Source organism: Hallella sp. (assembly GCF_037460745.1).
In the GTDB taxonomy this organism is placed as follows: Bacteria; Bacteroidota; Bacteroidia; order Bacteroidales; family Bacteroidaceae; genus Prevotella; species Prevotella faecis.
In genome coordinates this window covers 13,066-35,243 of sequence record NZ_JAXVAE010000070.1, presented here as the reverse complement: position 1 = coordinate 35,243, position 22,178 = coordinate 13,066, and the positions used below count along the sequence as shown (strand labels likewise).

The following is a 22,178-nucleotide window of genomic DNA, read 5'->3' as shown; positions in this document are numbered from 1 at the left end:
TACAAAAAAACTCGCGAGTAAACACTTGCGAGTTTTTTTGCAATTAACAAGTCGGTATATTTCGGATGGTTACTTTCAAAGGATCTGTCGGCAAGGTAATCCAAGGACGTGACATTCTGATTGGCATGGTAGCACGAATAGAGAATACCCTATTCCATACACGTGCATGATGACAACATGAGTTTCTTGTTACAGTGATAATGGTAAGCCAAGACTCAAAAGGTGCAACTTGCAAGCCAAATGACTGTGCAATACGCTTCTTTATCTTCTTATTCTTGATGTTAGAATAAACATTGGTGATTACACCAAATGGCAATATCTCGGTCAGCATCCATGAAGGTGGGTACTGATTGGTATATGTCTCTTTGAAATGGTTGATGAAACCTCTTTTGTATGGTTCAGTTCATCTTCTATAAGACGTATAGAGCGATGAACTTGGACGGATTTGAGAAATTGTTGGCATCAGTCTGTCTTTCACTTTTCCGAATTTCTCACCTGGCTCGAGCATCAGCGCAACACCTGTGCTTTCTTCCGTGGTGTCTTTTCCTATCCAGCATCTTAAAAATTCATCTTTTTCATAGGTCAAGCGCTGCGTGGCAGGGTCAGAGATACGGATTTTGTATTTGCCATTCTTGCAGTTTTGAATATCGTAGCATACCACAAAATGATTTTGGTTCCAATGTAATATGCAAGGAAACACCCCTTCTGTTGCCAATTGCCCAAAAGTCATTTTCATTCCGATTGTGTCAAATCCGATGTGTTGAGCACATTCTGCTATTCCTTGCATCGTGACGCCCCTTCGGGAAATGAAGCAATGTCGGCGTAACATTTCCGCAGAATAGTTTAAGCCATAGTACTTGGTTATCATCCGCAGGGAGGTCGGACCACAATCTGTTGCGTTGAGCTGCTTGTAATGAGGGAAACGTTTCAGTTGCATCTATATCGAAATGTTATTTCCGCTTCGGGTTCTTGTTGAAATGATAAATGACATGCCCCATCAGGTAGTGGGGCAAAGTGCGACACCACGTCTCCGTGCGTCCCTGCGCGTTGACCTTGTAATCGGTTGACGAGAGCTGGTGCAGTAGGTCGAAAGCCTCGATGCGCGCGATGAGTTTGCCTTTCAGGAATGACTGGGAGGCTGAAGCATTGAGCACAAAGTCGTCTCTGTTCAATCCCAGGTTGCCATAGCCCCTGCGAGAGTACATGTTGCCATCCATTGAAATCGTGGTGTTCAACAAAGGAATGGTGTAACGTGCTGCCAGCCCGTAGCGGAAATCGGTTGCATTCAATGCCGCAAAGCCCGGCCGTTTGCTTTCGCTGTGCCGCCATCTCACGTCACCTGTTGCGCGAACGTAAAGTGAGCCTTTGTTGTATTGCAGGTATGCCCTGTCGTACAGGGTCAGCGTGTTGACAGCATTCACCTGGCTCTGGGGCTCTCCGGCAAGCATGGCATGATCGAGCGAATGGATGAAGTTTCCGTCTGCGCAGTTTTCCACTGTCCAGCGCCTGTTGGCATCAAGCGTATAAAAGACTGTCGCCTTTGCTTTGGCGTCATAGGCTCCATGTATGTTCTTGGGCCGATAGGTGTAAACGCCATTCTTGGCGTTGAAGCTGACCGATTGTGAGACATCGTTGTGGATGTAATTAAACCCAGCTGACAAGGTGTAGTTGTGCCGGGGAGAACGGAGGTCTTTATACTCGGCAAAAATATAGGATACTGAACGCCACGCTTTCAAGTCGGGATTACCCAGACGCACCACGAGCGGCGTGGAACTATCATGAATGTTGATCATGTCGATCAAAGGTGTGTTTGATTCGTTATAACCTAAGCCTATGTGGATTGGTCGCCGTTCATCTTTCTTCACATACAGGCAGATGTTTGCCCAGGGGTTGAAACGTATCGTCGTCCGTGTGGCCAACGTGTCGATTTGCCCTCGTAGATAATTTAATTTGTCGTGCTTTATCTTCATTACCAAATAGATGTCGATAAAATTCATGCTCCTTTTTGGAAGCCCCATAGCCATGTTTGCAGGCAACTCTTGAATGCGGTAGAATGATAACATCACGTCAGTACCGAAGCTTTGCAACTTACTTTCGTAGGAATTGGCATGGTCCGTAATGGCTTGGAGCATATCCATTTGTGAGGGGAGCAAAAGCGAATCGGGATGATAAAGCCAATCATGTGTTTTCTCTTGGTTGTAGGACGGTGTTATTTCTATGCTCGCGTAATTCTTTTTCCCGCCAAGTCCATACGTTAGGGATGCGCTCGCTTTCAATTGTCGTTTCGCATAGTCGTTGGTGTTGAATGTGTTTGAAGACGAAGCATTGGCAAAGTCCTTGACGTTGAATTGCTGCGCCAGCAAGTTCTCATCCGACGAATAGTTTACATTTGCCTTCATGAGGAGATGCTGTCCCAGGTTTCCCATTTTTTTCATGTGAGGCATCAGGCTGGCATTGATACTGGCGTCCCATTTCTTCCCATCGTTGAACCCCACATTGTGTTGGCGCGTTATCAACGTGTCCACATACTGTTCAGCCAGCATGTTGGTGTTGCCGTGGTATGACTTGTAGCCTATAGCGACGTCAGCGTCCAGCATAAATGCCTTGGGCTTGATGTATTTGAAGCGGTTGCCAATTTTCAGTTTGTTCTCCTTTGTCATCGTGCTTTGCTTCATGGTCTGCAGCGGAGAACCCGCCAAAAAGAGTTCCTCCTGTTTGGTCATGTCTCCCTTGTCACGGGTGGAGGTAAAGTCTATGCTGAGTTTTTCCTGAATGTTTTTGTCGGTCGACTGGTAATCGATGTCGGAAGCCACACTGTGGGTCGTCAACAAGGACTTGGGCATTGATTCTGGCGTCCAATAATCGGAACTGCCGATATGGCGGCTCTCATTCACGTTGTTTGAATTGGCCAACAAGGTGTAACGAGTGTTTCGGGTGAACCCAAGTAAGAAGGCGCGGCCCAGCCATCGATCATCTGTTCCTCCTGCCGCCTCCACGTTGGCAATGTATCCATATTGATATTCAGCTTTCAAGTTGACGTCCATCACAAATTTCTTATTCTCAATTTGGGATCCCGCAGCTCTGTTGAGGTCGGTCTCTTGATCATACACCTTGATGTTCTTGACCGTGTAATAAGGCAAGTTTTCCAATAGCACCTTCGAATTGCCACGCATAAAGGAGCGTGAGCCCAACTGCAGCTCGTCAATCTTACGATTGTTCACAAAGATCTCTCCTTTCTCGTTCATGGTTACACCTGGCATTTGGCGGATGAGGTCATCGAGCATCGAACCATCCGGCAACTTGAAGGCGGTAGCGTCATACACGAGTGTGTCACCCTTCCAAAACATCTTCACCTTGGTTGCAGTCACAGTAACCTCGCCGAGATCTTTTTCCGGCATCTTGCGCAATTCAAGCGCATTGTCAAGGAACATATAGCCCCCCTCTTCGCCTTCTTTTATGGCAAATGAGAGATAGCCTGTTTCATAGCCGCGGAGCGTTGCCTTCAACAAATATTTATGGGGCCTGCCCTCCACTTTCATGGAAAATTGTGCTTCCTTCAAGGTTCCGTCAGCTCTGTACATCTTCTTCACAGGTATTGTATCCATGATGACGGTGCTGTCCTTCGCATTGAGCAAAGCCACTTTCGCCTCGGGCAATGGTATCTTCAGAAAAGCGTCTTGCACCTTTCCTATGGCATAGATTTGAGCATTGACCTTCAGCGCGATGGCAAGGAGAAACAGCAAAAGGGCACTTAGTCTAAAGGTTACATTCATCTTATTGCAGATTACTATTTTTGATTTAGATTTACAGTTAGGTGACGTAGCTTATGATGATTATTCTTTCTTGACTTCCTTCCCACTTAACTGTAAAACCTTAAATGAATTTACCAGTTAGATTAGAGCGGAAGGGGAACTTAAAAGAAGGTTGTTCAACCACGCAAGTCAGATACTTGTGGGTTGAGCTCTCAAGTCCACAATTTCCATTCGCAAAAGTATAAGGAAAGATTCATACTAACAAAAAAAGAATCAAGAATCCCGCAACGTTAACCAACGTTAACATTCGTCAGTACATCATAAAATAATCATGATTTACGCTATAAGATAAGCGGACAAACGTTTTTTTGTATATCTTTGTAATCAATTACTTAAACTAATCGAAATTTATGGAAAGAACATGGAGATGGTTTGGCAAGAACGATCCAATAACGCTTGCCATGCTCAAACAAATCGGTGTAGAGGGCATCGTCACCGCCCTGCACGACGTACCTTTGGGTCAGGTTTGGACACGTGAGAAGATACACGATCTAAAGACCTTCATCGAGAGTTACGGCATGCGTTGGAGCGTCGTGGAGTCGCTGCCCGTGACCGAAACAATCAAGTATGCAGGCCCCGACCGCGATGAACAAATTGATATTTACAAGCAGAGCTTGCGCAACCTCGCGACCGAGGGTATCCATACCATTTGCTACAACTTCATGCCCGTGCTCGACTGGGCCCGCACCGACCTGCTTCACGACAATCCCAACGGCAGCAGCAACCTGTATTTCAGCATCCCACAATTTGCTTATTTCGACATCTACATCCTGAAACGCCAGGGCGCCAAGGATGACTGGGCACGTTTCCTGGTGCTGGGCCCCGACGGAAAGCCTAACGGCCGCAACATCATCGAGGAGGTGGAGCAACTGCGAAGCACCATGACACCCGAGAAGGACCACGCCTTGGTGGAGAACATTGTCATCAAGACACAAGGCTTCGTGAGCGGCAACTTCAAGGAGGACGACGAGCATCCCGTGGAGCTGTTCCGTCAACTGCTTGCCCTCTATAAGGGCATCGACCGCGACCAACTGCGCGCCAACATGAAGTATTTCCTTGAGGCCATCATGCCCGTTTGCGAAGAGTGCGACATGTATATGTGTGTCCATCCCGACGACCCACCCTTCCAGGTGCTCGGGCTGCCGCGCATCGTAACCTGCGACGACGACATTCAGTGGTTCCTCAACGCCGTTCCCAACAAGCACAACGGTCTTACGTTCTGCGCCGGATCGCTCTCGGCCGGTGCCCAAAACAATGTAGTGGAGATGGCACGCAAGTACGCTTCACGCACATGGTTTGTGCATCTGCGCAGTTGCCATGTGTTCCCCAACGGCGACTTCACCGAAGCCAGCCATCTTGGAGGACGCGCCGACATCATCCAACTGGCGCGTGTGTTTGAGGAAGAGGAGGAGCGCCGCAAGGGAAACGCCAACATCGAGCGCCTACCCATGCGCGTAGACCATGGCATGACGATGCTCGGCGATGAGACGAAGGGCTACAACGCCGGCTACAGTTTCCTGGGGCGCATGTTCGCCATGGGCCAGGTACAAGGTATCATAGCCACCGTCGACCGCGAACTCAACAAGCCCTTCCACCAGCCAGGCTTCTTCGATTAACCTCATTATTCAAATCGAAACAACATGAAACTCAAAGATATCAGCTCTGGCAAGTTGAACGCCAGCGAGTGGGAAGCCAAGGGCTACGAACTACCCACATACGACATTGAAGCCGTAAGAACACGCACCCATGAGAATCCCACTTGGGTTCATTTCGGTGGAGGAAACATATTCAGGGCTTTCCCTGCCGCCATCCTCAACGACCTTCTAAACAAAGGAGTTTACGACCGTGGCGTCATCGTGGCCGAAACATTCGACTACGAGGTCGTCGACAAGGCCTATACGCCCTACGACAACCTATCATTGCTTGTTAGCCTGCAAGCGTCAGGAACCATCGAGAAGAAGGTCATCGCATCGGTGACCGAATCGTTGAAGGCCGACTATGCGTTCGGCGATTGGAGCCGTCTGGTCGACATCTTCCGCAATCCATCCTTGCAGATGGCCACATTTACCATCACAGAAAAAGGCTATGGGGTGCCACCAGCCGACTTGGAGCGAGGGCTCAAGCCTATGATGGCCATGGGAAAGGTGACCGCCTTGCTCTACGAGCGGTTCAAAGCCGGAAAGTTGCCACTGACGGTGCAGAGCATGGACAACTGCTCGCACAACGGCGACAAAGTGAAAGCCGGCGTCATGGCCTATGCAAAACGATGGGCCGAAGAGCGTCTGGCGCCGCAAGCGTTTGTCGACTACCTGGAGGATGAGCAAACCATTAGTTTCCCATGGTCGATGATCGACAAGATAACACCCCGCCCCCATGCCAAGGTGAAGGAACTGCTGGCTGCCGACGGCTTTGAGGACAACCAATACATCGAGACCGAGAAGCACACGTTTACCGCCCCGTTTGTCAACTCCGAGGAGACACAATACCTTGTTATCGAGGACCATTACACCAACGGACGTCCACCACTCGACCAAGCTGGCGTTATCTACACCACGCGAAAAACCGTCGACGAGGTGGAGACAATGAAAGTAACGACCTGCCTGAATCCCCTCCACACGGCCATGGCGCTCTATGGTTGCATGCTCAACTATACGCTGATATCCGTCGAGATGAACGACGAAGACATCCGCCCATTCATCCAAAAAATTGGATACATCGAAGCCATGCCTGTCGTTACAGACCCGGGTATCATCAATCCGTATGAGTTTATTGGCGCATTCATCAATCGCCGACTGCCCAACCCCTTCATGCCCGACACGCCGCAACGCATTGCCATGGACACCAGTCAGAAACTGCCCATACGCTTTGGCGAGACCATCAAGAAGTATGCCGCTCGCCATCTCGATATGGACAACTTGGTTCTTATTCCCCTCGTGTTGGCAGGCTACGCCCGTTACCTGAAGGGTGTCGACGACAACGGAAAACCCTTCACACCCTCACCCGACCCCATGCTGCAGGAGCTGCAACAGATTGTGGAACCGCTCACCGTGGGCAAGGAAGGCCAAGACTACAGTTGCCTGAAGAACCTGTATAGCAGAAAGGACGTGTTCGGACTCAACCTCTACGAAACTCCGCTGGGCAACCGAATCGAAGAAATGGTCAAACAACTCTTTGCCGGAAAGGGAGCCGTAAGAAGCACACTACACAAATACACCGCACAGCGATAGACTTCGATAGCAACCACAAAAGCGCTACAAGCAAACGATGGCGTAAAATAATAGACCAAAAATTTGGTAGGGTCGAAAAAAAGCCATACCTTTGCACCCGCAAATCCGACGGCACTTCCATATCAAAAGGAACGCCATGAGGGAACGGGGTGTAGCGCAGCCCGGTAGCGCTCCTGGTTTGGGACCAGGTGGTCGCAGGTTCGAATCCTGTCGCCCCGACGAAAAGAAACATGAAAGAAGCCGCAAAGAATATCTCTTTGCGGCTTTTTTGTATCTTTTTACAAATAGGGACGAGCCGTTCTTAAATCTTTTCAGTAACTTTGCAGTATGAACCGAATCATCACATTATTGATTAGTTTGTTGGCACTCTCCTCACTCCATGCGCAAAGCAGATACACGGAGTGCGAAGACACATGCAGCCACATCCACGGAATCGACATAAGCCACTACCAAGGCTCAGTATTCTGGGAAACGGTGGGCGAAAGCAAAATGGCATACGTCTACCTGAAAGCCACGGAAGGAGGCGACAATATCGACAGCAAGTACAAGCAAAACATCGACTTGGCGCACAAGTACGGGCTGAAAGTGGGCTCGTACCATTTCTACCGCCCAAAGATTGCGCAACAAACGCAACTTGAGAACTTCATGACCCAATGCAGGCCTGGAGACCAGGATTTGTTGCCCATGATCGACATTGAGACGCGAAGCGGACTGAGCAAAGAGGCTTTCAGAGACTCGTTGTTCATCTTCCTTAATCTTGTGGAAAAAGCTTACAAGCAAAAGCCATTGCTCTACACGGGTGCCAATTTCTACGACAACAACCTGTTGGGGCTCTTGGGCGACTACAAGGTGATGATTGCCCAATACACCGCACGAGAGCCTGTGTTGAAAGACGACCTCGACTTCATACTGTGGCAATACACGGGTAAAGGACATCTCAACGGCATCAACGGATATGTGGACAAAAGCCGATTCATGGGCAACCACCGATTGAGAGAAATCAGGTTCAGACATAGATAACGCTGCACAACACACACCCTCACCCATTAACCAACGAAAATCATCACATCATAAGATATGGCTATCATTAAATGTCCAGAGTGTGGACGACAAATCAGCGACAAAGCTCCGGTTTGCCCCAACTGCGGAGTGGAAATCGCAGGAAAAATCATGAAATGCCCCCAATGTGGGGAAATCTATTTCCGCGACCAGGAAATGTGCCCCAACTGCCACCACTTGACACGTTCAAGCGGACAAGCAGCACAAGGCACCAATACGCGTCAGGCAGAAAGCCAAGGAAATGGCGGCCAGATCGTTTCGCCAAACGCCCAGGCTACCACCACAAAGTCCAATGGCCAACCTGCAACGAATAGGCAGCCCACCCCACCGCCCGTCAAACCTCAAAAGAGCCAAAACGAAACGGCCAATCAGGCCAAGAAAAAAAATCACGGCCCACTCATCGTAGCGTTTGTCATCGCCCTTGCCATCTGCGGCGTTTGCTTCTATTTCTACAGCAATGCCAAGAGCAACAAAGAGATGGAATCATACGAATTTGCCATGAAGAGCGATGACCCATTGGTGTTACAGACCTATCTCGACAGCAACCTCGACGCTCCTGCAGAGCACATCCAAGCCGTAACCGAACGGTTGGAGGAGTTGAAAAAGCAAGATGTGGAATGGACCAACGCTGTGGTAAGCGGTACAAAGGCAGCACTGGAGGACTACTTGGCCAAGCATCCCGATACGGAGCACAAGGCGGAAGCCATGCACAAGATCGACTCTATCGACTGGGCCGACGCAAGCAGTAAAAACACCTTGGAGGCGCTTCAAGCCTATCTCAACGCACACGACGAAGGCGAACATGTGGACGAGGCGCAGACAGCCATCAAGTCGCTTAAAGCCAACACGGTGCAACCCAACGAGAAGACAATGATCGTCTCGGTATTCCGCCATTTCTTCCAAGCCATCAACGCCAAGAGCGAAGGCGATTTGCAAGCCTCGGTGGCTCCGATCCTTACCAACTTCCTGGGTAAGCCCGACGCCATCAAGGCCGACGTTGTGACGTTCATGCACAAGATTTACAAGGATGACATTACGCGCATGACCTGGCGTTTGAACAACGACTACGAAATCGACAAGAAGGAAGTGGGCGATGAGGAATACGAATACACCGTCAAATTCTCTGCCCTTCAAGACATAGACAGAACTGACGACAGCAAGGAAAAGCACGCAAAATACCGTATCTCGGCAACCGTGAACCCAGACGGTCTCATTTCAGCCATGTCGATGACTAAGATTTTGGAATAATCAAAGAACACATACTACCCTTTCTACCCCAATCGTTCGTTCGATTGGGGTTTTATTTTGCCCATTTCCTATGCCTATGCTCAACCGCCCCTAAATAGGCATCACGACACAGAAAGAGCAAGTTGCAGCAATCGCATGGAAAGCATCACGCACCAGGGTTTCACCCAGAGCAAAACACCCTGCCATAAGAAAGGTTATACGGATTAGCCTTCAAGCCCCCTTACCGAAAAATAAAGTTAGGGATTCTATGACTGGCAAGAACGTCACTCATCGGTGGTCATCTCGTCAGAGCCTCCTATGGTCAACTGCATAAGGTCATAGTAGGAACCATTGTAAATGTTCAAGTCAACGTTCCCTTTGATGCCAGGCAACTGGCCTGCATCGGTATGCTGCCAGAATTTCCATTTCCCCTTATACTCAACCTTATCGACATAATAATGCGCTATCCAATAGGGGTAGCCATCAAAGACAGAGGTGCTAAGGTAACGTTCCTTAAATTTATAATAGGTGTAAATGATTGGCTTCACGTGATACTTATCTTCAACGATGTGTAGCCACGTCAACACATCCATCTGAAAATCTTCAACGCTCTTGCCTTGAGGCATATGCTCAATGTCGAGCACGGGCGGAAGGTCGCCCTCCTCCAAATGGACCTTGCTTAAAAAGTAATAAGCCTGATCGCGAGCCGACGACTTATTGCTCCAAAAATGGTAGGCGCCACGAATGAAACCATACTCGCGGGCATTGTCAAAATTATCGGAGAAATTCTCGTCAACGCGCGAGGAGCCCTCCGTTGCCTTAATGATGATGAAACGAATCGGACAACCATCAACCATGGCGCTATAGCGCAAACGGTTCCAATTGATGGTGCCTTGATAATGGGAAATGTCGATGCCGTGTATCTCATAGCCTGCCGGATATTTGGCGTCGCCATAAAGCGCGCGCCACCGGAAACCCGTGGGACCCACAAAGAAATAATAAAACGCCCAAACGTAAAGAACCAAGATTCCAATACCTCCAAGAAGCCAAGGCCAACGCCTACCTTTCTTCATGAAAGGCAGCAATGACAACAGTCCCCAACCATGTGAGCGACGGTAAGTCGTTGGCTTGCGGTGGCGGGTCGTCTGGTATCTGGAGCGTGTGGGTGTTTTGGTTGACATAGGTTGAGCTTTAACTTATCACCAACCGAAGGAGCGTTAACAAAGAATGCAAGGCATATTCAGCCACACATCACAATGGCTGTTTGCCATCATTGATGAACAACCCAAGCCTTCTACTCTCTTGACCACAACTGTTAGGTTTCATAACCTGAACGTAAACTGCGGTCTCCATCGGTTAGAAAAGGGGGCATTCCCACACAGCCCTTGAGCGAGAGGAATGCCCCTTTTATTATTTTTATACAAATAGTTAACAAGGTGCAAGCACCTGATAATTACTTGTTCTTAGCAGCGTTCTCAAGAGAGAGAGTACGTGTGTCGCGGTCGCAAACCTCTGCAGGACCCCAGTACTGGATAGGACCAGGATAAACGAAGCAAGTTTCACGTGACCACTCCTCACGACACTGACAGAACTTCTTGAAAGGAGCACCATCGAGCTCAACAAGAGCCTTGCGGATAACAGGCTTCATCTCACCATTACGACGCTCCATGTTCATCATCATTGTGATAGGCACACCTCCGGCCTTCCACTCATCCGTGGGTGCCGACAGGTTCTTAACGATGGCCATGTAACCCGTCTTGCCATTGGCAATGAGGTTAGCAGCGCTCACACCGAGAGCATAGCAATAGTCAGCGTCGAAGTTAGAAGGAGCGGCACAACGTCCCTCGTAACCGAAGAAGTGGTGCTGGGCAGCGAAATGACCCACATACTTGCCTTCCTTCTTCCACTCAGCGAGCTTAGCGGCAACCATGTCAGACAGAAGCTTCTCGGTCTCAATGAGAGACACCTGCACATTTCCGTGAGGGTCGCGATCGAGAGAAAGCTGACGAGCTACATCCTCAGGAAGAGTAGCGAAAGTCTCTGCGTTCTCCTTGCTCAGGTGAGCGAGGATGTAAGCACGCTGGGCGTCCTTGTCAAGATCCTTATAGTCTGAACCGTGAGCGGCGAGCAAGTCGTTGAGCTCGTCGATGAGACGACCGATTGCAGGTATAAACTCGATAAGGCCCTCAGGAATGAGCACCACACCGAAGTTGTTGCCATCCTCAGCACGCTGAGCAACAGCAGAGGCGATCTGCTCAACAATCTGATTGAGCGTCATGTCCTTGGCCTCAACCTCCTCAGAGACGATGCAGATGTTAGGCTGGGTCTGGAGAGCGCACTCAAGGGCGATGTGCGAAGCCGAACGGCCCATGAGCTTAATGAAGTGCCAATACTTGCGGGCAGAGTTGGCGTCGCGCTCGATGTTACCAATGAGCTCAGCGTAAACCTTTGTAGCGGTGTCGAAACCAAAGCTTGTCTCGATCTGGTCGTTCTTCAAGTCACCATCAATGGTCTTCGGACAACCGATAACCTGTACCCCGTAATTCTTGGCAGCATAGTACTCAGCCAACACGCAAGCGTTAGTATTAGAGTCGTCACCACCGATAATTACGACAGCCTTGATATCGAGCTCGCGAAGAATCTCGATACCCTTCTCAAACTGACCAACTTCCTCAAGCTTCGTACGGCCAGAACCGATCATATCGAAACCACCTGTGTTACGATAGTCGTCAACGAACTCAGAAGTGAGCTCGATGTAGTTGTGGTCCACCAAACCGCCGGGACCCATCAAGAAACCGTACACCTTGTTGGCAGGGTTCATCTTCTTCACGGCATCGAAGATACCGCAAATCACATTGTGACCACCAGGAGCCTGACCACCTGAGAGAATAACACCAACATTAACAGCGCTGTCGGCAGACTTGTCGCCAGGTACAAACTCGATGAGAGGCATACCGTAAGTGTTGGGGAATAACTTCTTGATTTCATCCTGATCACCCACGCTTTGTGTCGGATCACCTTCCTTCACCTTAATGGCACCCTGCAGACCTTTAGGCAGCTTCGGCTGATAAAGAGCACGGGCCTTCTGCAAAAGACTCTTTTTCATTTTCTGTTCTTCTAATTAATTAATACGTCAGATTTGTTGCAAATTTACGTTTTTTCCTTGATATATGGAAAGAAAAGAGAAAGAAAAGTCTTTTTTAAAAGATTTTTTAGAACTTCTGCTTGCATTTCCGCAATTTTACTTATCTTTGGACTTGGATTTCAAGAAACTGTGTCGGGCAAGCTCCCATGGCCTATGCCCGCCTATCAACCAAAAAACAATTTCAAACCATGGCAAAGAAAAGAGATTTAAAGCAGACCATCAACTACGTTTGCAGCGATTTGTTCGCAGAGGGTGTAGCAGCATCACTGTATGGAACAGCTAACAACGAGGAAGCCGTCAACAACCTCCTCTCGTCCATCATCGTCACAAGGAACGACTTTGTGAAGCGCGTTTCTCATCCTGAGCCCGGCATGACGGCACGCGAGTATTACCGTCAGCTCATCTCTGACTTCAACCAGCGGATCAACGAGATTATCGACCAGATTGGAACTTTAGCATAAACATAGCGTCCGAATGATCATGAGAAAGTTCTGCCATTGGCTTTTATATAAGCAATTGGGCTGGAAAAAGAACGTTACCGTAGCACATCCGAACAAGTATATTATCTGCTTGGCGCCTCACACCAGCAACTGGGACTTCTTGATTGGGCAACTGTACATGCGCGCCGAAGGCATGCACACCAATTTCCTGATGAAGAAAGAGTGGTTCTTCTGGCCATTAGGCCCCATCTTTCGCCGCATGGGAGGCATCCCCGTGTTTCGCTCGAAGCACACCAGCATGACCGACCACTTGGCCGAAGAGGCGAAGACACGCCAACAATTCGGACTGTGCATCACACCCGAAGGCACACGATCACTCAATCCTGATTGGAAGAAAGGGTTTTATTTTATAGCCCTGAAGGCGCAAATTCCAATCTTGCTCTACGGAGTCGACTACGAGAAGAAACTCATTAATTGTACTGAAAGCATCATGCCGTCAGGAGATTTGGAGAAGGACATGCGCCATATTAAGCTCTACTTCAAAGACTTCAAAGGCAAGAAACCCGAAAATTTCTCCATCGGAGAAGTGTAAGCCGGGTACAAATTTGATTCTAATATGACTTTAGGAAAAGGCCTGCTTATTGGTTGTGCATGTCTGTTTGCGCTTTCGACAAGTGTCGTAGCGCAAGGCCTTACGCAGAAGGAAAAAGCGAATCGTTCGCTAAACGAGTATTTCCTCAATTATCATGCGAAAGGTTCTTGGTTTACACAACAGCCTCGAATGAAGAGTTTTTCGGTGGATGACCGCAACCAACTGGTTACGATCACCACCGACGAACACTTTGCCCAACAAGACTTCACCGACAAACAAGTGGGCCAGATCTACCGAAAAGTCAAGAAGGCTCTACCCAAGCCTTATAACAAATACCGCATACAAATTGTCAGCAATGGCATGCTTGTGGAGGATTACGTACCCAGCCACAAGTCGAAACGCGACGGTTCGCAAGCCTTGTGGGGCAAGATCAATTATAACGGACGGCCTTGGGTGGACAACGCATCACGCCCCATCAACATCACACACGGTCTTTATGACCGTCACATCAGTCTATGGGCCTCACACGGTAGGTATTACGACAACAAAAAAGGCTTTTGGAAATGGCAAAGGCCCAATCTTTTTGGCACCACAGAAGACCTGTTCACTCAAACCATCGTGGTGCCATTCCTCATCCCCATGCTCGAGAATGCAGGAGCTGTGGTGTTCACTCCACGTGAACGCGACTGGCAAACCGATGAGTATATCGTCGACAACGATGGTGGCCTCAACTCCTCTGACAGCCAATACAAGGAATATGCGGAAAGCGGAAGTTGGCTAACAGCCCCACATGAAGGATTTAAGGCGCATAGCGGACACTATGTAGACCATGAGAATCCCTTCTTGGCAGGTACGGCTCGAATGATGAAAGCCAGCAAGAAAAGCGACAAGGCGTTCGTCAAATACCAGCCCCATTTCGCCAAAGAAGGCCGTTACGCCATTTACGTAAGTTACCAATCCCTTCCCAATAGCGTTGACGACGCGCACTATACCGTGTTCCACAAAGGACAGGCTACCGAGTTTCGCGTAAACCAACAGATGGGAGGCGGCACCTGGGTTTACCTCGGCACCTTCGATTTCGACAAGGGCGACAACGTGTACAACTGTGTCATGCTGACCAACCAAAGCCGCATGAAAGGCATCGTAACAGCCGATGCCGTGCGCTTTGGAGGCGGCATGGGCAACATTGAACGCGGTGGCGCCATCAGCCATTACCCCCGTTGCTTGGAGGGAGCACGCTATTATGCCCAGTGGGCGGGCGCCCCTTACACCACCTATGGTGCCCGAGGTGGCGACGACGACTATTCCGACGACATCAACACACGCTCGAAGATGACCAACTGGTTGGCGGGAGGGTCTGTCTATGTGCCCACGCTCGACGGCAAGAAAGTACCCATCGAGCTGTCGTTGGCCATTCATAGCGACGCTGGTTATGCACCCAACGGCAAGGACATAGTTGGCTCACTGGCCATTGCCACCACCGATTTCAACGACGGGCGTCTGTCATCGGGTGTCACCCGACAAACGTCGAAAATGTTTGCAGAACAACTTCTCTCAGGCATCACACGCGACATGACATTTGTGTACAAACGTTGGAACCGTCGTTACCTTTGGGACCGCAACTACTCAGAAACGCGCCTACCCGAAGTTCCATCAGCCATTATTGAGACCTTGTCGCACCAAAATTTCCCCGACATGGCTTTGGGTCAAGATCCCAATGTTAAGTTCACATTGGCGCGCTCGATGTACAAGACCATTGTGAGATACGTCAACAGCATGCATGGCCGCTCGACCATCATAGCGCCCTTGGCCCCTCGCAATGTGTCTGTTGAACTGACAGCGAAAAACCAAGTGCAACTGTCGTGGAGCGCTCAGCCCGACGAGCAAGAACCGACAGCCACCCCAACCTATTACATTATCTATACGGCTACCGGACACGGTGGATTCGATAACGGCACAAAAGTCAATGGCACCTCCGCCGTCATGACCATTGAGCCTGGCGAGACCTATCATTTCCGCGTTACGGCAGCCAACCGAGGGGGAGAGAGCTTCCCGTCTGAGACCGTATCAGCCTTCAGCTGTCCGAACGCACGCAAAACCATCCTTGTCATCAATGGTTTCCACCGATTGGCAACACCAGCAGTTGTCGACAACAACTACCAACAGGGATTCGACATCGACCGCGACCCAGGTGTGTCATACGGCCTCACCGCAGGTTGGAATGGACGTCAACAATGCTTCGACGTTTCGCGCATGGGGCACGAAGGCCCTGGCGGATTGGGATATGGCGGCGACGAACTTGCCGGCCATTTCATAGCAGGCAACGATTTCAATTACACCATTGCACATACCGACGCCATCGCCTCAGCCAAGCAATACAACGTTGTCAGTTGCAGTTCTGAGGCCATCGAAGCTGGCAAGGTAAAACTTGAGAAGTACCAAGCCGTCGACTTGATCTTGGGATTGGAGAAGTACGACCCCAACACCGTCAAGTACTATAAGTCGTTTCCTATGTCAATGCAGCGACGAATTGCCGCCTACACACAAGGCGGAGGACGCATCTTGGTGAGTGGCGCTTACGTTGGCGAGGACATGATGCAAGAGGATGACGCAGCATGGCTCAGCCGATTCATGAAGGCCAGCTATGGTGGAACCGTCAAAACCGACTCGCTGACAGGTGTGAACGGATTGGGCATGCAGTTTGATTTCTACCGAACGCTCAACCCATACCATTACGCAGCCACCCACACCAACGTGCTCAGCCCAGAGGGCAACGCCATCTGCGCCATGCAGTATAGCAGCGGCCAGTCGGCCGCCGTAGCCTACGCAGGCACCGATTACAAGGCTTTTGTCATGGGTTTCCCCTTCGAGTGCATCACCGACCGCACCACGCGCAACAAACTGATGCAAGGCATACTCAACTATATTTTACAGTAAACAAACAACATATCATATATCAAATCATTCTATCATGAAGATACAAGCCAACCATTCAGGCACCCGCAGCATAGAGGTGACCGAGAAACACCTGCAAACCATTGATAAGTACGCCCTTCTTCGCTACTTGATCGACAGCAATGGTATTATCGACGAGACAGTTCTCGACAAGCTGAAATTCAACGTCCGCTCGATGCTCGAGAGCGAGACGGGCAACGACAAGGATCTGTTGGACCTGTGCCTCGACGTTATTTACAATAACAACATGAAGGCTTTCGGTCTGCATCAGTTGGTGCTGCTCTATGTGAAATGGAAGGGTGAGCATGCTAACCAAGACGAAGTGGATCCACAAGAGGTGAGCGATTAAGGCATGCGCAACTATCAACTGACCGATTTCCTACCCACCACGAAGAAGGAATGTGAGCTAAGGGGGTGGGGCCAACTCGACGTCATCCTTTTCTCGGGCGACGCCTACGTTGACCACCCGTCGTTTGGCGCAGCTGTCATTGGACGCATGCTTGAGGCCAACGGCTACCGAGTGGCCATCGTTCCACAACCCGACTGGCATGGCGACTACCGCGACTTCAAGAAGTTGGGGCGGCCACGCTTGTTCTTTGCCGTTTCGCCAGGTGCCATGGACTCTATGGTCAACCGCTACACCGCCAACCGCCGGATGCGCCACGACGACGCCTACACCCCAGACGGTCGGCATGGCATGCGCCCCGACTATCCCTCGATCGTCTATTCCAAAATCCTAAAACAGTTGTTCCCCGATGTTCCTGTGGTGCTCGGAGGCATCGAAGCATCCCTACGCCGCCTCACCCACTACGACTATTGGGAAGACAAACTGAAGAAGTGCATCCTTTGTGAGAGTGGCGCAGACATTATTCTCTATGGCATGGGAGAGAAGAACACGCTTCAACTATGCCGGGAACTGGAGAGTGGCCGTAGCATCAAAGATGTCAAGGACATTCCCCAAACGGTGTATCTCGCTAAGAAAGAAGATATTCCTGGCGGCATCAGCGATACCGACATCGTGCTCCATTCGCATGAGGAATGTCTTCGCAACAAGAAGGCACAAGCCGAAAACTTCAGGCATATTGAGGAAGAAAGCAACAAGATGCACGCCCAACGACTCATTCAGGGTGTTGATCATCAGTTTGCCGTCGTCAATCCCCCCTATCCTCCCATGACCACCGAAGAACTCGACGCCGCCTTCGACCTGCCTTACACACGCATGCCCCATCCCAAATACAAGGGCAAGACCATCCCTGCTTACGAGATGATTAAATTCTCCGTCAACCTGCATCGCGGTTGTTTTGGTGGTTGCGCCTTCTGCACCATATCGGCCCATCAAGGCAAGTTTGTGGTTTGCCGCTCCAAGGAGAGCATCTTGCGTGAGGTAAAACAGGTTATCGCCATGCCCGACTTCAAGGGTTATCTCTCCGACTTGGGCGGTCCGTCGGCCAACATGTACGGCATGCATGGACGCAACCCGAAAGCCTGCGAGCGTTGCCGCCGCCCTTCGTGCATCAATCCACAGATCTGCCCCAACCTCGTCACCGACCACTCTAAGCTGCTCGACATCTATCATGCTGTCGACGCCTTGCCAGGCATCAAAAAGAGTTTCATTGGAAGTGGCGTGCGCTATGACCTGTTGTTGCACAAGAGCAAGGACGAGAAATCGAACGAGGCCGCCCGCCAATACACGCGCGAGCTCATTACACGCCATGTGAGCGGACGCCTGAAAGTGGCCCCAGAGCACACCTCCGATCGCGTGCTTCGCCTAATGCGCAAGCCATCATTCAGTCAGTTTTACGACTTCAAGCGCATCTTCGACCGCATTAACCGCGAGGAGGGGCTCAACCAACAGATCATTCCCTACTTCATCAGTTCACACCCAGGATGCAAAGAGGAGGACATGGCCGAGCTGGCCGTGCTGACCAAGAACCTCGATTTTCACCTTGAACAGGTGCAGGACTTCACACCTACACCAATGACCGTGAGCACCGAGACGTGGTACACCGGCTACGATCCCTATACCCTGGAGCCTGTGTCGTCGGCCAAGACACCCCGCGAGAAGTTGGCCCAGCGCCAGTTCTTCTTCTGGTACAAGCCCGAGGAGCGTGCTTCCATTGAGCGCGAGTTGCGCCGCATTGGTCGGCCCGACCTCATAAGCAAGCTCTACGACGGCGTGCCTTACCATGGTCGTGCCCAGTACGACCCCAAGGCCATTGGCAGTTCGCCGGAACGAACCGACAAGCGCGAAAAGAAACGCAAGTCGTTCAATCCCAACTTCCAGCCCCGTGGTTTTGGGAAGAAAACCAAGAAACGATAACGCCCCCGCGTCGTGATCGTTCAGGCTATTCTCAACACACGTCGTGATAGATAATTCCATTCTCAACAAAAGAACCATCAAAAAATGACAGAGGACGAACAACTCCTTAAGCAATATTATAGTCGATATGGCGGTTTTTGGATTTATCCAGATATGTTAGACTACTGCTATCTGGTAAACCCCTACTTTAACCGCTCAGGCATTATCGACGAGATGCAGGCGCATTTCCGCACCCTTGTGTCAGAATACCCCGCTGGCATGGCCGTTAACTCAGCGTTGGCCAGCACGTGTTGGGGCATCAAGCCCGAATACATCATTCCAGGAAATGGAGCCGCCGAACTGATCAAGGCGCTAACGGAGAACCTCGATGGAAAGGTAGGCGTGGTGCGCCCCACGTTTGAGGAATATCCCAACCGCCTGTCTGCTGAGCAAGTGGTAACATTCGTTCCGCAGGACGAGTCGTTTCGTTATGGCGCATCCGACATGATCGAATTCTTTGGCGCGAACCCTGTCGAAACCCTCCTTCTCATCAATCCCGACAATCCCTCTGGCAATTTCATTCCGTTGGAGGGTGTCCATCAATTGGCACAATGGTGCGAGGAGCGTGGCATGCGCTTTGTGCTTGATGAGAGTTTTGTGGATTTCAGCGTGGGTTACGCCCACAACTCCTTCCTCGACAACTCGTTGATGGAGAAGTACCCTCACATGTGCGTGCTCAAGTCGATCTCAAAGAGCTATGGCGTGCCGGGCTTGCGCCTAGGCATACTCTGTAGCGCCGACACAGATCTAATCGCCAGGATGAAGAAGCAAGTGAGCATTTGGAACATCAATTCGTTCGCCGAATTCTTCATGCAGATCTACCCCAAGTACCGTACCGATTACCAAAAAGCTTGCGACCAGTTCATCCAGGCCCGCGCCGACTTTGAGGTTGCGCTCCGAAAGATTCCATTCCTCCGCGTCATGCCCTCGCAGGCCAACTATTTCTTCCTGGAAGTGCTTCCCCCTTACAAGCCCAAGGAGCTATGCGCCATCCTGCTGAAAAGGTTCAACATCTTGGCAAGCGCTTGCTTAGCGAAGAAAGGCATAGAGCCCGACAGGTATATGCGCATTGCCATACGCAACCACGCCGACAACGAACGGTTCATACAAGCTCTAAAAGAATTGGCATGATGAAAACAATCACGATATGCGGAGGCGGCTCATTGGGCCACGTCGTAGCGGGATGGTTGGCAGCCCGACGCCATGCTGTGGTGAACCTCCTCACGAACCGCCCCGAGAAGTGGGCACACGAAATCATCGTCGACACGCCCGAGAAGGAGCTTCTTCACGCGCCATTGCACATTGTCAGCGCGAACCCCGCAGAGGTCATTCCCATGTCGGACGTAGTGCTTTTGTGCCTTCCTGGTTTTCTGATTCGTAGCGAACTTCAAAAGCTGAAGCCCCATCTATCGCCCCACACCTTCGTGGGTTGCGTCTTTTCCTCCACAGGCTTCTTCTTCGAGGCCCACGAGGTGCTCCGTGCCGACCAGCCCCTATGGGGATTCCAGCGCGTGCCATTCATCTCGCGTGTAAACGAGTATGGCCAATCGGCCCATCTCCTTGGCCACAAGCAAGCCCATAATGTGGCCATCGAACACGTGTCGGATAGCGAGAAGGAAGCCTTTGCGCAGATGCTTGGCGAGTGGTTTGAGCGCCCGATCAACATACTGAAAAATTTCTACGAAGCGAGCCTCACCAACAGCAATCCGTTGCTACACACGTCACGTCTTTACACCCTGTTTGGAGGAGCCCATGAGGGGAAACCATTCCCCCGCATGATATTGTTCTACGAGGAATGGACTACGGAGGCCGCTGACCTCTATATCAAGATGGACGAGGAATTCTTCCAACTCCTGAAGGTGCTGCCCGTTTCCGACCATTTCCTGCCAACGGCGCTCCACTATTACGAAAGCCACGACGCCAAATCGTTGGCCGCCAAGCTATCGTCCATCCAGAGTTTCAAGGGCATTGCCTCCCCCATGAAGCAAACCGAAGAGGGCTGGATGCCCGATTTCACAAGTCGTTACTTCACCGAGGATTTCCCTTACGGACTTAAATATATTTGGAAACTGGCTCACGAGAAGGGCATATCTTGCCCCCACATCGACAAGGTGTATGCGTGGGGCATGAGCAAAATAAACATCTAATTGGGCCTATGGCGCATCTTAAAACATCAAAAGGACTCTTGGAGTTTGAGAATCGCTTCCTCCATTTCGACAACAAGGTTATCAACCAGGAGGTGATGCTCGAGAACCTAAGGGTGTTTGCCCTCTATCTCGACAAGATCGACATCAACTGGGGCCCTGCGTTCGGCACGCTCATCGGCGTGGTGCGCAACGACGATTTCCAGCCTTGGAAACCCGTGTTTGACATATACATCCTCAAGGAAGACGAGGAACGCTTCAAGGACGTTCTTTGGCTTCTCATGGACGTGGGTTTCCGTTTGGCCCGCTACGAACGGAGAGGTCTGTTTTACCTGGAGCGCAACGGCGAATACATCAAAGTGTTTGTGCTCCATAAGATTAGCAGCGATGTGCGCCATACCGGTGGTTCCGACTTCATCCACGAGAAATATCTTCAGAACACGGTGAAGTGGGACTTCAAGGGTATCAAGCTCAATGTGCCAACGGAGGTCGATGAGTATCTCACGTTCCAGTATGGAGCCGATTGGACCATCCCTAAACAAACAGTGGTTTACTCCTCCGCCCTTTTAACCAAATGGAAGCTGTGGTTGGTTGCCCGTTCGCAGGACATCATGCCCGACGCGTTGTATTACGCATGGCTGCTCCACCACCGACAGAAAGATTTCCGAAAGTTCAAGGCGCGTTGCGAAAAGGCTGGCGTTCCACTTCCCAAGAACGTGCAATTGGCCAGCATGAAACCGCGTAGGTACAAGAAGGTGCTTACGGTGGGTGTTTACGACCTGCTACATAAGGGCCACGTGGAATTGTATCGACGGGCAAAGGGATTGGGCGATTACCTGATTGTTGCAGCCCAAGACAGCAATTACATCTTGAAATACAAGCCTACGGCTAAGGTGCTCAATTCCACCGAAGACCGCATGTATATGATCAAGGCCATCCGATATGTTGACGAAGTGATAAGCTACACGGATGTCGACAAAATCGTGAAGGAGGTCGATTTCGACGTCTTTGTCACGGGTCCCGACCAATGTCACGAGGGTTTTCAGCGTGCCATCAAATGGTGTGAGGAGCATGGAAAGGAGCATATCGTGTTGGGACGTACTGACGGCGTGAGCTCCAGCGAGTTGAAAAAGAAAATAGCGGAGAAGACCCTCTCCAACGCGCAACCTAAGGCCTAATGGTTCAACTGCGCCTTGGCACGATCCCTTTGCGCGCTCG

The 22,178-nt window shown here is 50.5% G+C and carries 17 protein-coding genes and 1 tRNA gene; 13 read left to right on the top strand and 5 right to left on the bottom strand.

Annotation, left to right across the window (positions count from 1 at the left end; genetic code table 11):
• Positions 1–43 precede the first annotated feature (43 nt).
• From WKK33_RS03445 to WKK33_RS03435, 3 genes are all read right to left on the bottom strand, one after another.
• A complete protein-coding gene (locus WKK33_RS03445; RefSeq protein WP_337932493.1) occupies positions 44–331 on the bottom strand; it encodes an Abi family protein in 288 nt (95 codons plus the stop codon).
• 72 nt (positions 332–403) lie between these two features.
• Positions 404–937 carry a cysteine peptidase family C39 domain-containing protein gene (locus tag WKK33_RS03440; RefSeq protein ID WP_337932491.1) on the bottom strand — a complete coding sequence of 178 codons (534 nt, stop codon included), beginning with the start codon at positions 935–937 and terminating at the stop codon, positions 404–406.
• A gap of 13 nt (positions 938–950) precedes the next feature.
• Positions 951–3,773 (bottom strand): hypothetical protein, encoded by a 2,823-nt coding sequence (locus tag WKK33_RS03435; protein ID WP_337932489.1) that lies wholly within the window; start codon positions 3,771–3,773, stop codon positions 951–953.
• A 389-nt stretch (positions 3,774–4,162) separates the two neighbouring features.
• Here WKK33_RS03435 and uxuA point away from each other — a divergent pair, with 389 nt between their 5' ends.
• The 5 genes from uxuA to WKK33_RS03410 all read left to right on the top strand — a co-directional run bounded on the left by uxuA (position 4,163) and on the right by WKK33_RS03410 (position 9,346).
• Complete coding sequence (uxuA, locus tag WKK33_RS03430) at positions 4,163–5,428, top strand: mannonate dehydratase (RefSeq protein WP_337469749.1); 1,266 nt, start codon at positions 4,163–4,165, stop codon at positions 5,426–5,428.
• Positions 5,429–5,452: 24 nt separating this feature from the next.
• Positions 5,453–7,039, top strand: coding sequence for a mannitol dehydrogenase family protein (locus WKK33_RS03425; protein ID WP_337932488.1), 1,587 nt, complete (start codon positions 5,453–5,455; stop codon positions 7,037–7,039).
• A 145-nt stretch (positions 7,040–7,184) separates the two neighbouring features.
• A tRNA-Pro gene (locus WKK33_RS03420) sits at positions 7,185–7,258 on the top strand.
• Between the two features lie 108 nt (positions 7,259–7,366).
• The gene (locus WKK33_RS03415) at positions 7,367–8,059 is read left to right on the top strand and encodes a GH25 family lysozyme (protein ID WP_337932486.1); all 693 of its coding nucleotides are present in this window, start codon (positions 7,367–7,369) and stop codon (positions 8,057–8,059) included.
• Between the two features lie 57 nt (positions 8,060–8,116).
• Entirely contained in the window at positions 8,117–9,346 is a 1,230-nt protein-coding gene (locus WKK33_RS03410; RefSeq protein WP_337932485.1) for a zinc ribbon domain-containing protein, read from the top strand.
• A gap of 263 nt (positions 9,347–9,609) precedes the next feature.
• On the opposite strand, the gene WKK33_RS03405 is transcribed toward WKK33_RS03410, so the two are convergent.
• Both WKK33_RS03405 and WKK33_RS03400 read right to left on the bottom strand, forming a co-directional pair.
• Positions 9,610–10,506 carry a GH25 family lysozyme gene (locus WKK33_RS03405; protein WP_309438527.1) on the bottom strand — a complete coding sequence of 299 codons (897 nt, stop codon included), beginning with the start codon at positions 10,504–10,506 and terminating at the stop codon, positions 9,610–9,612.
• Positions 10,507–10,778: 272 nt separating this feature from the next.
• Entirely contained in the window at positions 10,779–12,431 is a 1,653-nt protein-coding gene (locus tag WKK33_RS03400) for a diphosphate--fructose-6-phosphate 1-phosphotransferase (protein ID WP_215760677.1), read from the bottom strand.
• A 227-nt stretch (positions 12,432–12,658) separates the two neighbouring features.
• Between WKK33_RS03400 and WKK33_RS03395 the strand changes: the two genes are divergently transcribed.
• From WKK33_RS03395 to WKK33_RS03360, 8 genes are all read left to right on the top strand, one after another.
• The gene (locus WKK33_RS03395; RefSeq protein WP_287768492.1) at positions 12,659–12,931 is read left to right on the top strand and encodes a hypothetical protein; all 273 of its coding nucleotides are present in this window, start codon (positions 12,659–12,661) and stop codon (positions 12,929–12,931) included.
• 16 nt (positions 12,932–12,947) lie between these two features.
• Positions 12,948–13,502: a 1-acyl-sn-glycerol-3-phosphate acyltransferase gene (locus tag WKK33_RS03390; protein WP_321105795.1), complete on the top strand. Its 555-nt coding sequence runs from the start codon at positions 12,948–12,950 to the stop codon at positions 13,500–13,502.
• 189 nt (positions 13,503–13,691) lie between these two features.
• Entirely contained in the window at positions 13,692–16,439 is a 2,748-nt protein-coding gene (locus WKK33_RS03385) for a fibronectin type III domain-containing protein (protein ID WP_337932483.1), read from the top strand.
• Between the two features lie 31 nt (positions 16,440–16,470).
• On the top strand, positions 16,471–16,806 hold the full coding sequence (locus WKK33_RS03380; protein WP_215760683.1) for a hypothetical protein: 336 nt from the start codon (positions 16,471–16,473) through the stop codon (positions 16,804–16,806).
• A 3-nt stretch (positions 16,807–16,809) separates the two neighbouring features.
• Entirely contained in the window at positions 16,810–18,777 is a 1,968-nt protein-coding gene (locus WKK33_RS03375; protein WP_337932481.1) for a YgiQ family radical SAM protein, read from the top strand.
• 153 nt (positions 18,778–18,930) lie between these two features.
• Positions 18,931–19,947 (top strand): aminotransferase class I/II-fold pyridoxal phosphate-dependent enzyme, encoded by a 1,017-nt coding sequence (locus WKK33_RS03370; protein ID WP_321105774.1) that lies wholly within the window; start codon positions 18,931–18,933, stop codon positions 19,945–19,947.
• On the top strand, positions 19,944–20,963 hold the full coding sequence (locus WKK33_RS03365) for an NAD/NADP octopine/nopaline dehydrogenase family protein (protein ID WP_337468899.1): 1,020 nt from the start codon (positions 19,944–19,946) through the stop codon (positions 20,961–20,963). Before WKK33_RS03370 ends, WKK33_RS03365 begins: the two co-directional genes overlap by 4 nt.
• Positions 20,964–20,971: 8 nt before the next feature.
• The gene (locus WKK33_RS03360) at positions 20,972–22,138 is read left to right on the top strand and encodes an adenylyltransferase/cytidyltransferase family protein (RefSeq protein ID WP_337932480.1); all 1,167 of its coding nucleotides are present in this window, start codon (positions 20,972–20,974) and stop codon (positions 22,136–22,138) included.
• Positions 22,139–22,178 lie beyond the last annotated feature (40 nt).

What these genes read in the sequence shown, in the direction of transcription:
- WKK33_RS03445 (WP_337932493.1), bottom strand. Translation starts at nt 331, where the DNA reads ATGCTGACCGAGATATTGCCATTTGGTGTAATCACCAATGTTTATTCT.
- WKK33_RS03440 (WP_337932491.1), bottom strand. Translation starts at nt 937, where the DNA reads ATGCAACTGAAACGTTTCCCTCATTACAAGCAGCTCAACGCAACAGAT.
- WKK33_RS03435 (WP_337932489.1), bottom strand. Translation starts at nt 3,773, where the DNA reads ATGAATGTAACCTTTAGACTAAGTGCCCTTTTGCTGTTTCTCCTTGCC.
- uxuA (WP_337469749.1), top strand. Translation starts at nt 4,163, where the DNA reads ATGGAAAGAACATGGAGATGGTTTGGCAAGAACGATCCAATAACGCTT.
- WKK33_RS03425 (WP_337932488.1), top strand. Translation starts at nt 5,453, where the DNA reads ATGAAACTCAAAGATATCAGCTCTGGCAAGTTGAACGCCAGCGAGTGG.
- WKK33_RS03415 (WP_337932486.1), top strand. Translation starts at nt 7,367, where the DNA reads ATGAACCGAATCATCACATTATTGATTAGTTTGTTGGCACTCTCCTCA.
- WKK33_RS03410 (WP_337932485.1), top strand. Translation starts at nt 8,117, where the DNA reads ATGGCTATCATTAAATGTCCAGAGTGTGGACGACAAATCAGCGACAAA.
- WKK33_RS03405 (WP_309438527.1), bottom strand. Translation starts at nt 10,506, where the DNA reads ATGTCAACCAAAACACCCACACGCTCCAGATACCAGACGACCCGCCAC.
- WKK33_RS03400 (WP_215760677.1), bottom strand. Translation starts at nt 12,431, where the DNA reads ATGAAAAAGAGTCTTTTGCAGAAGGCCCGTGCTCTTTATCAGCCGAAG.
- WKK33_RS03395 (WP_287768492.1), top strand. Translation starts at nt 12,659, where the DNA reads ATGGCAAAGAAAAGAGATTTAAAGCAGACCATCAACTACGTTTGCAGC.
- WKK33_RS03385 (WP_337932483.1), top strand. Translation starts at nt 13,692, where the DNA reads ATGAAGAGTTTTTCGGTGGATGACCGCAACCAACTGGTTACGATCACC.
- WKK33_RS03375 (WP_337932481.1), top strand. Translation starts at nt 16,810, where the DNA reads ATGCGCAACTATCAACTGACCGATTTCCTACCCACCACGAAGAAGGAA.
- WKK33_RS03370 (WP_321105774.1), top strand. Translation starts at nt 18,931, where the DNA reads ATGTTAGACTACTGCTATCTGGTAAACCCCTACTTTAACCGCTCAGGC.
- WKK33_RS03365 (WP_337468899.1), top strand. Translation starts at nt 19,944, where the DNA reads ATGATGAAAACAATCACGATATGCGGAGGCGGCTCATTGGGCCACGTC.
- WKK33_RS03360 (WP_337932480.1), top strand. Translation starts at nt 20,972, where the DNA reads ATGGCGCATCTTAAAACATCAAAAGGACTCTTGGAGTTTGAGAATCGC.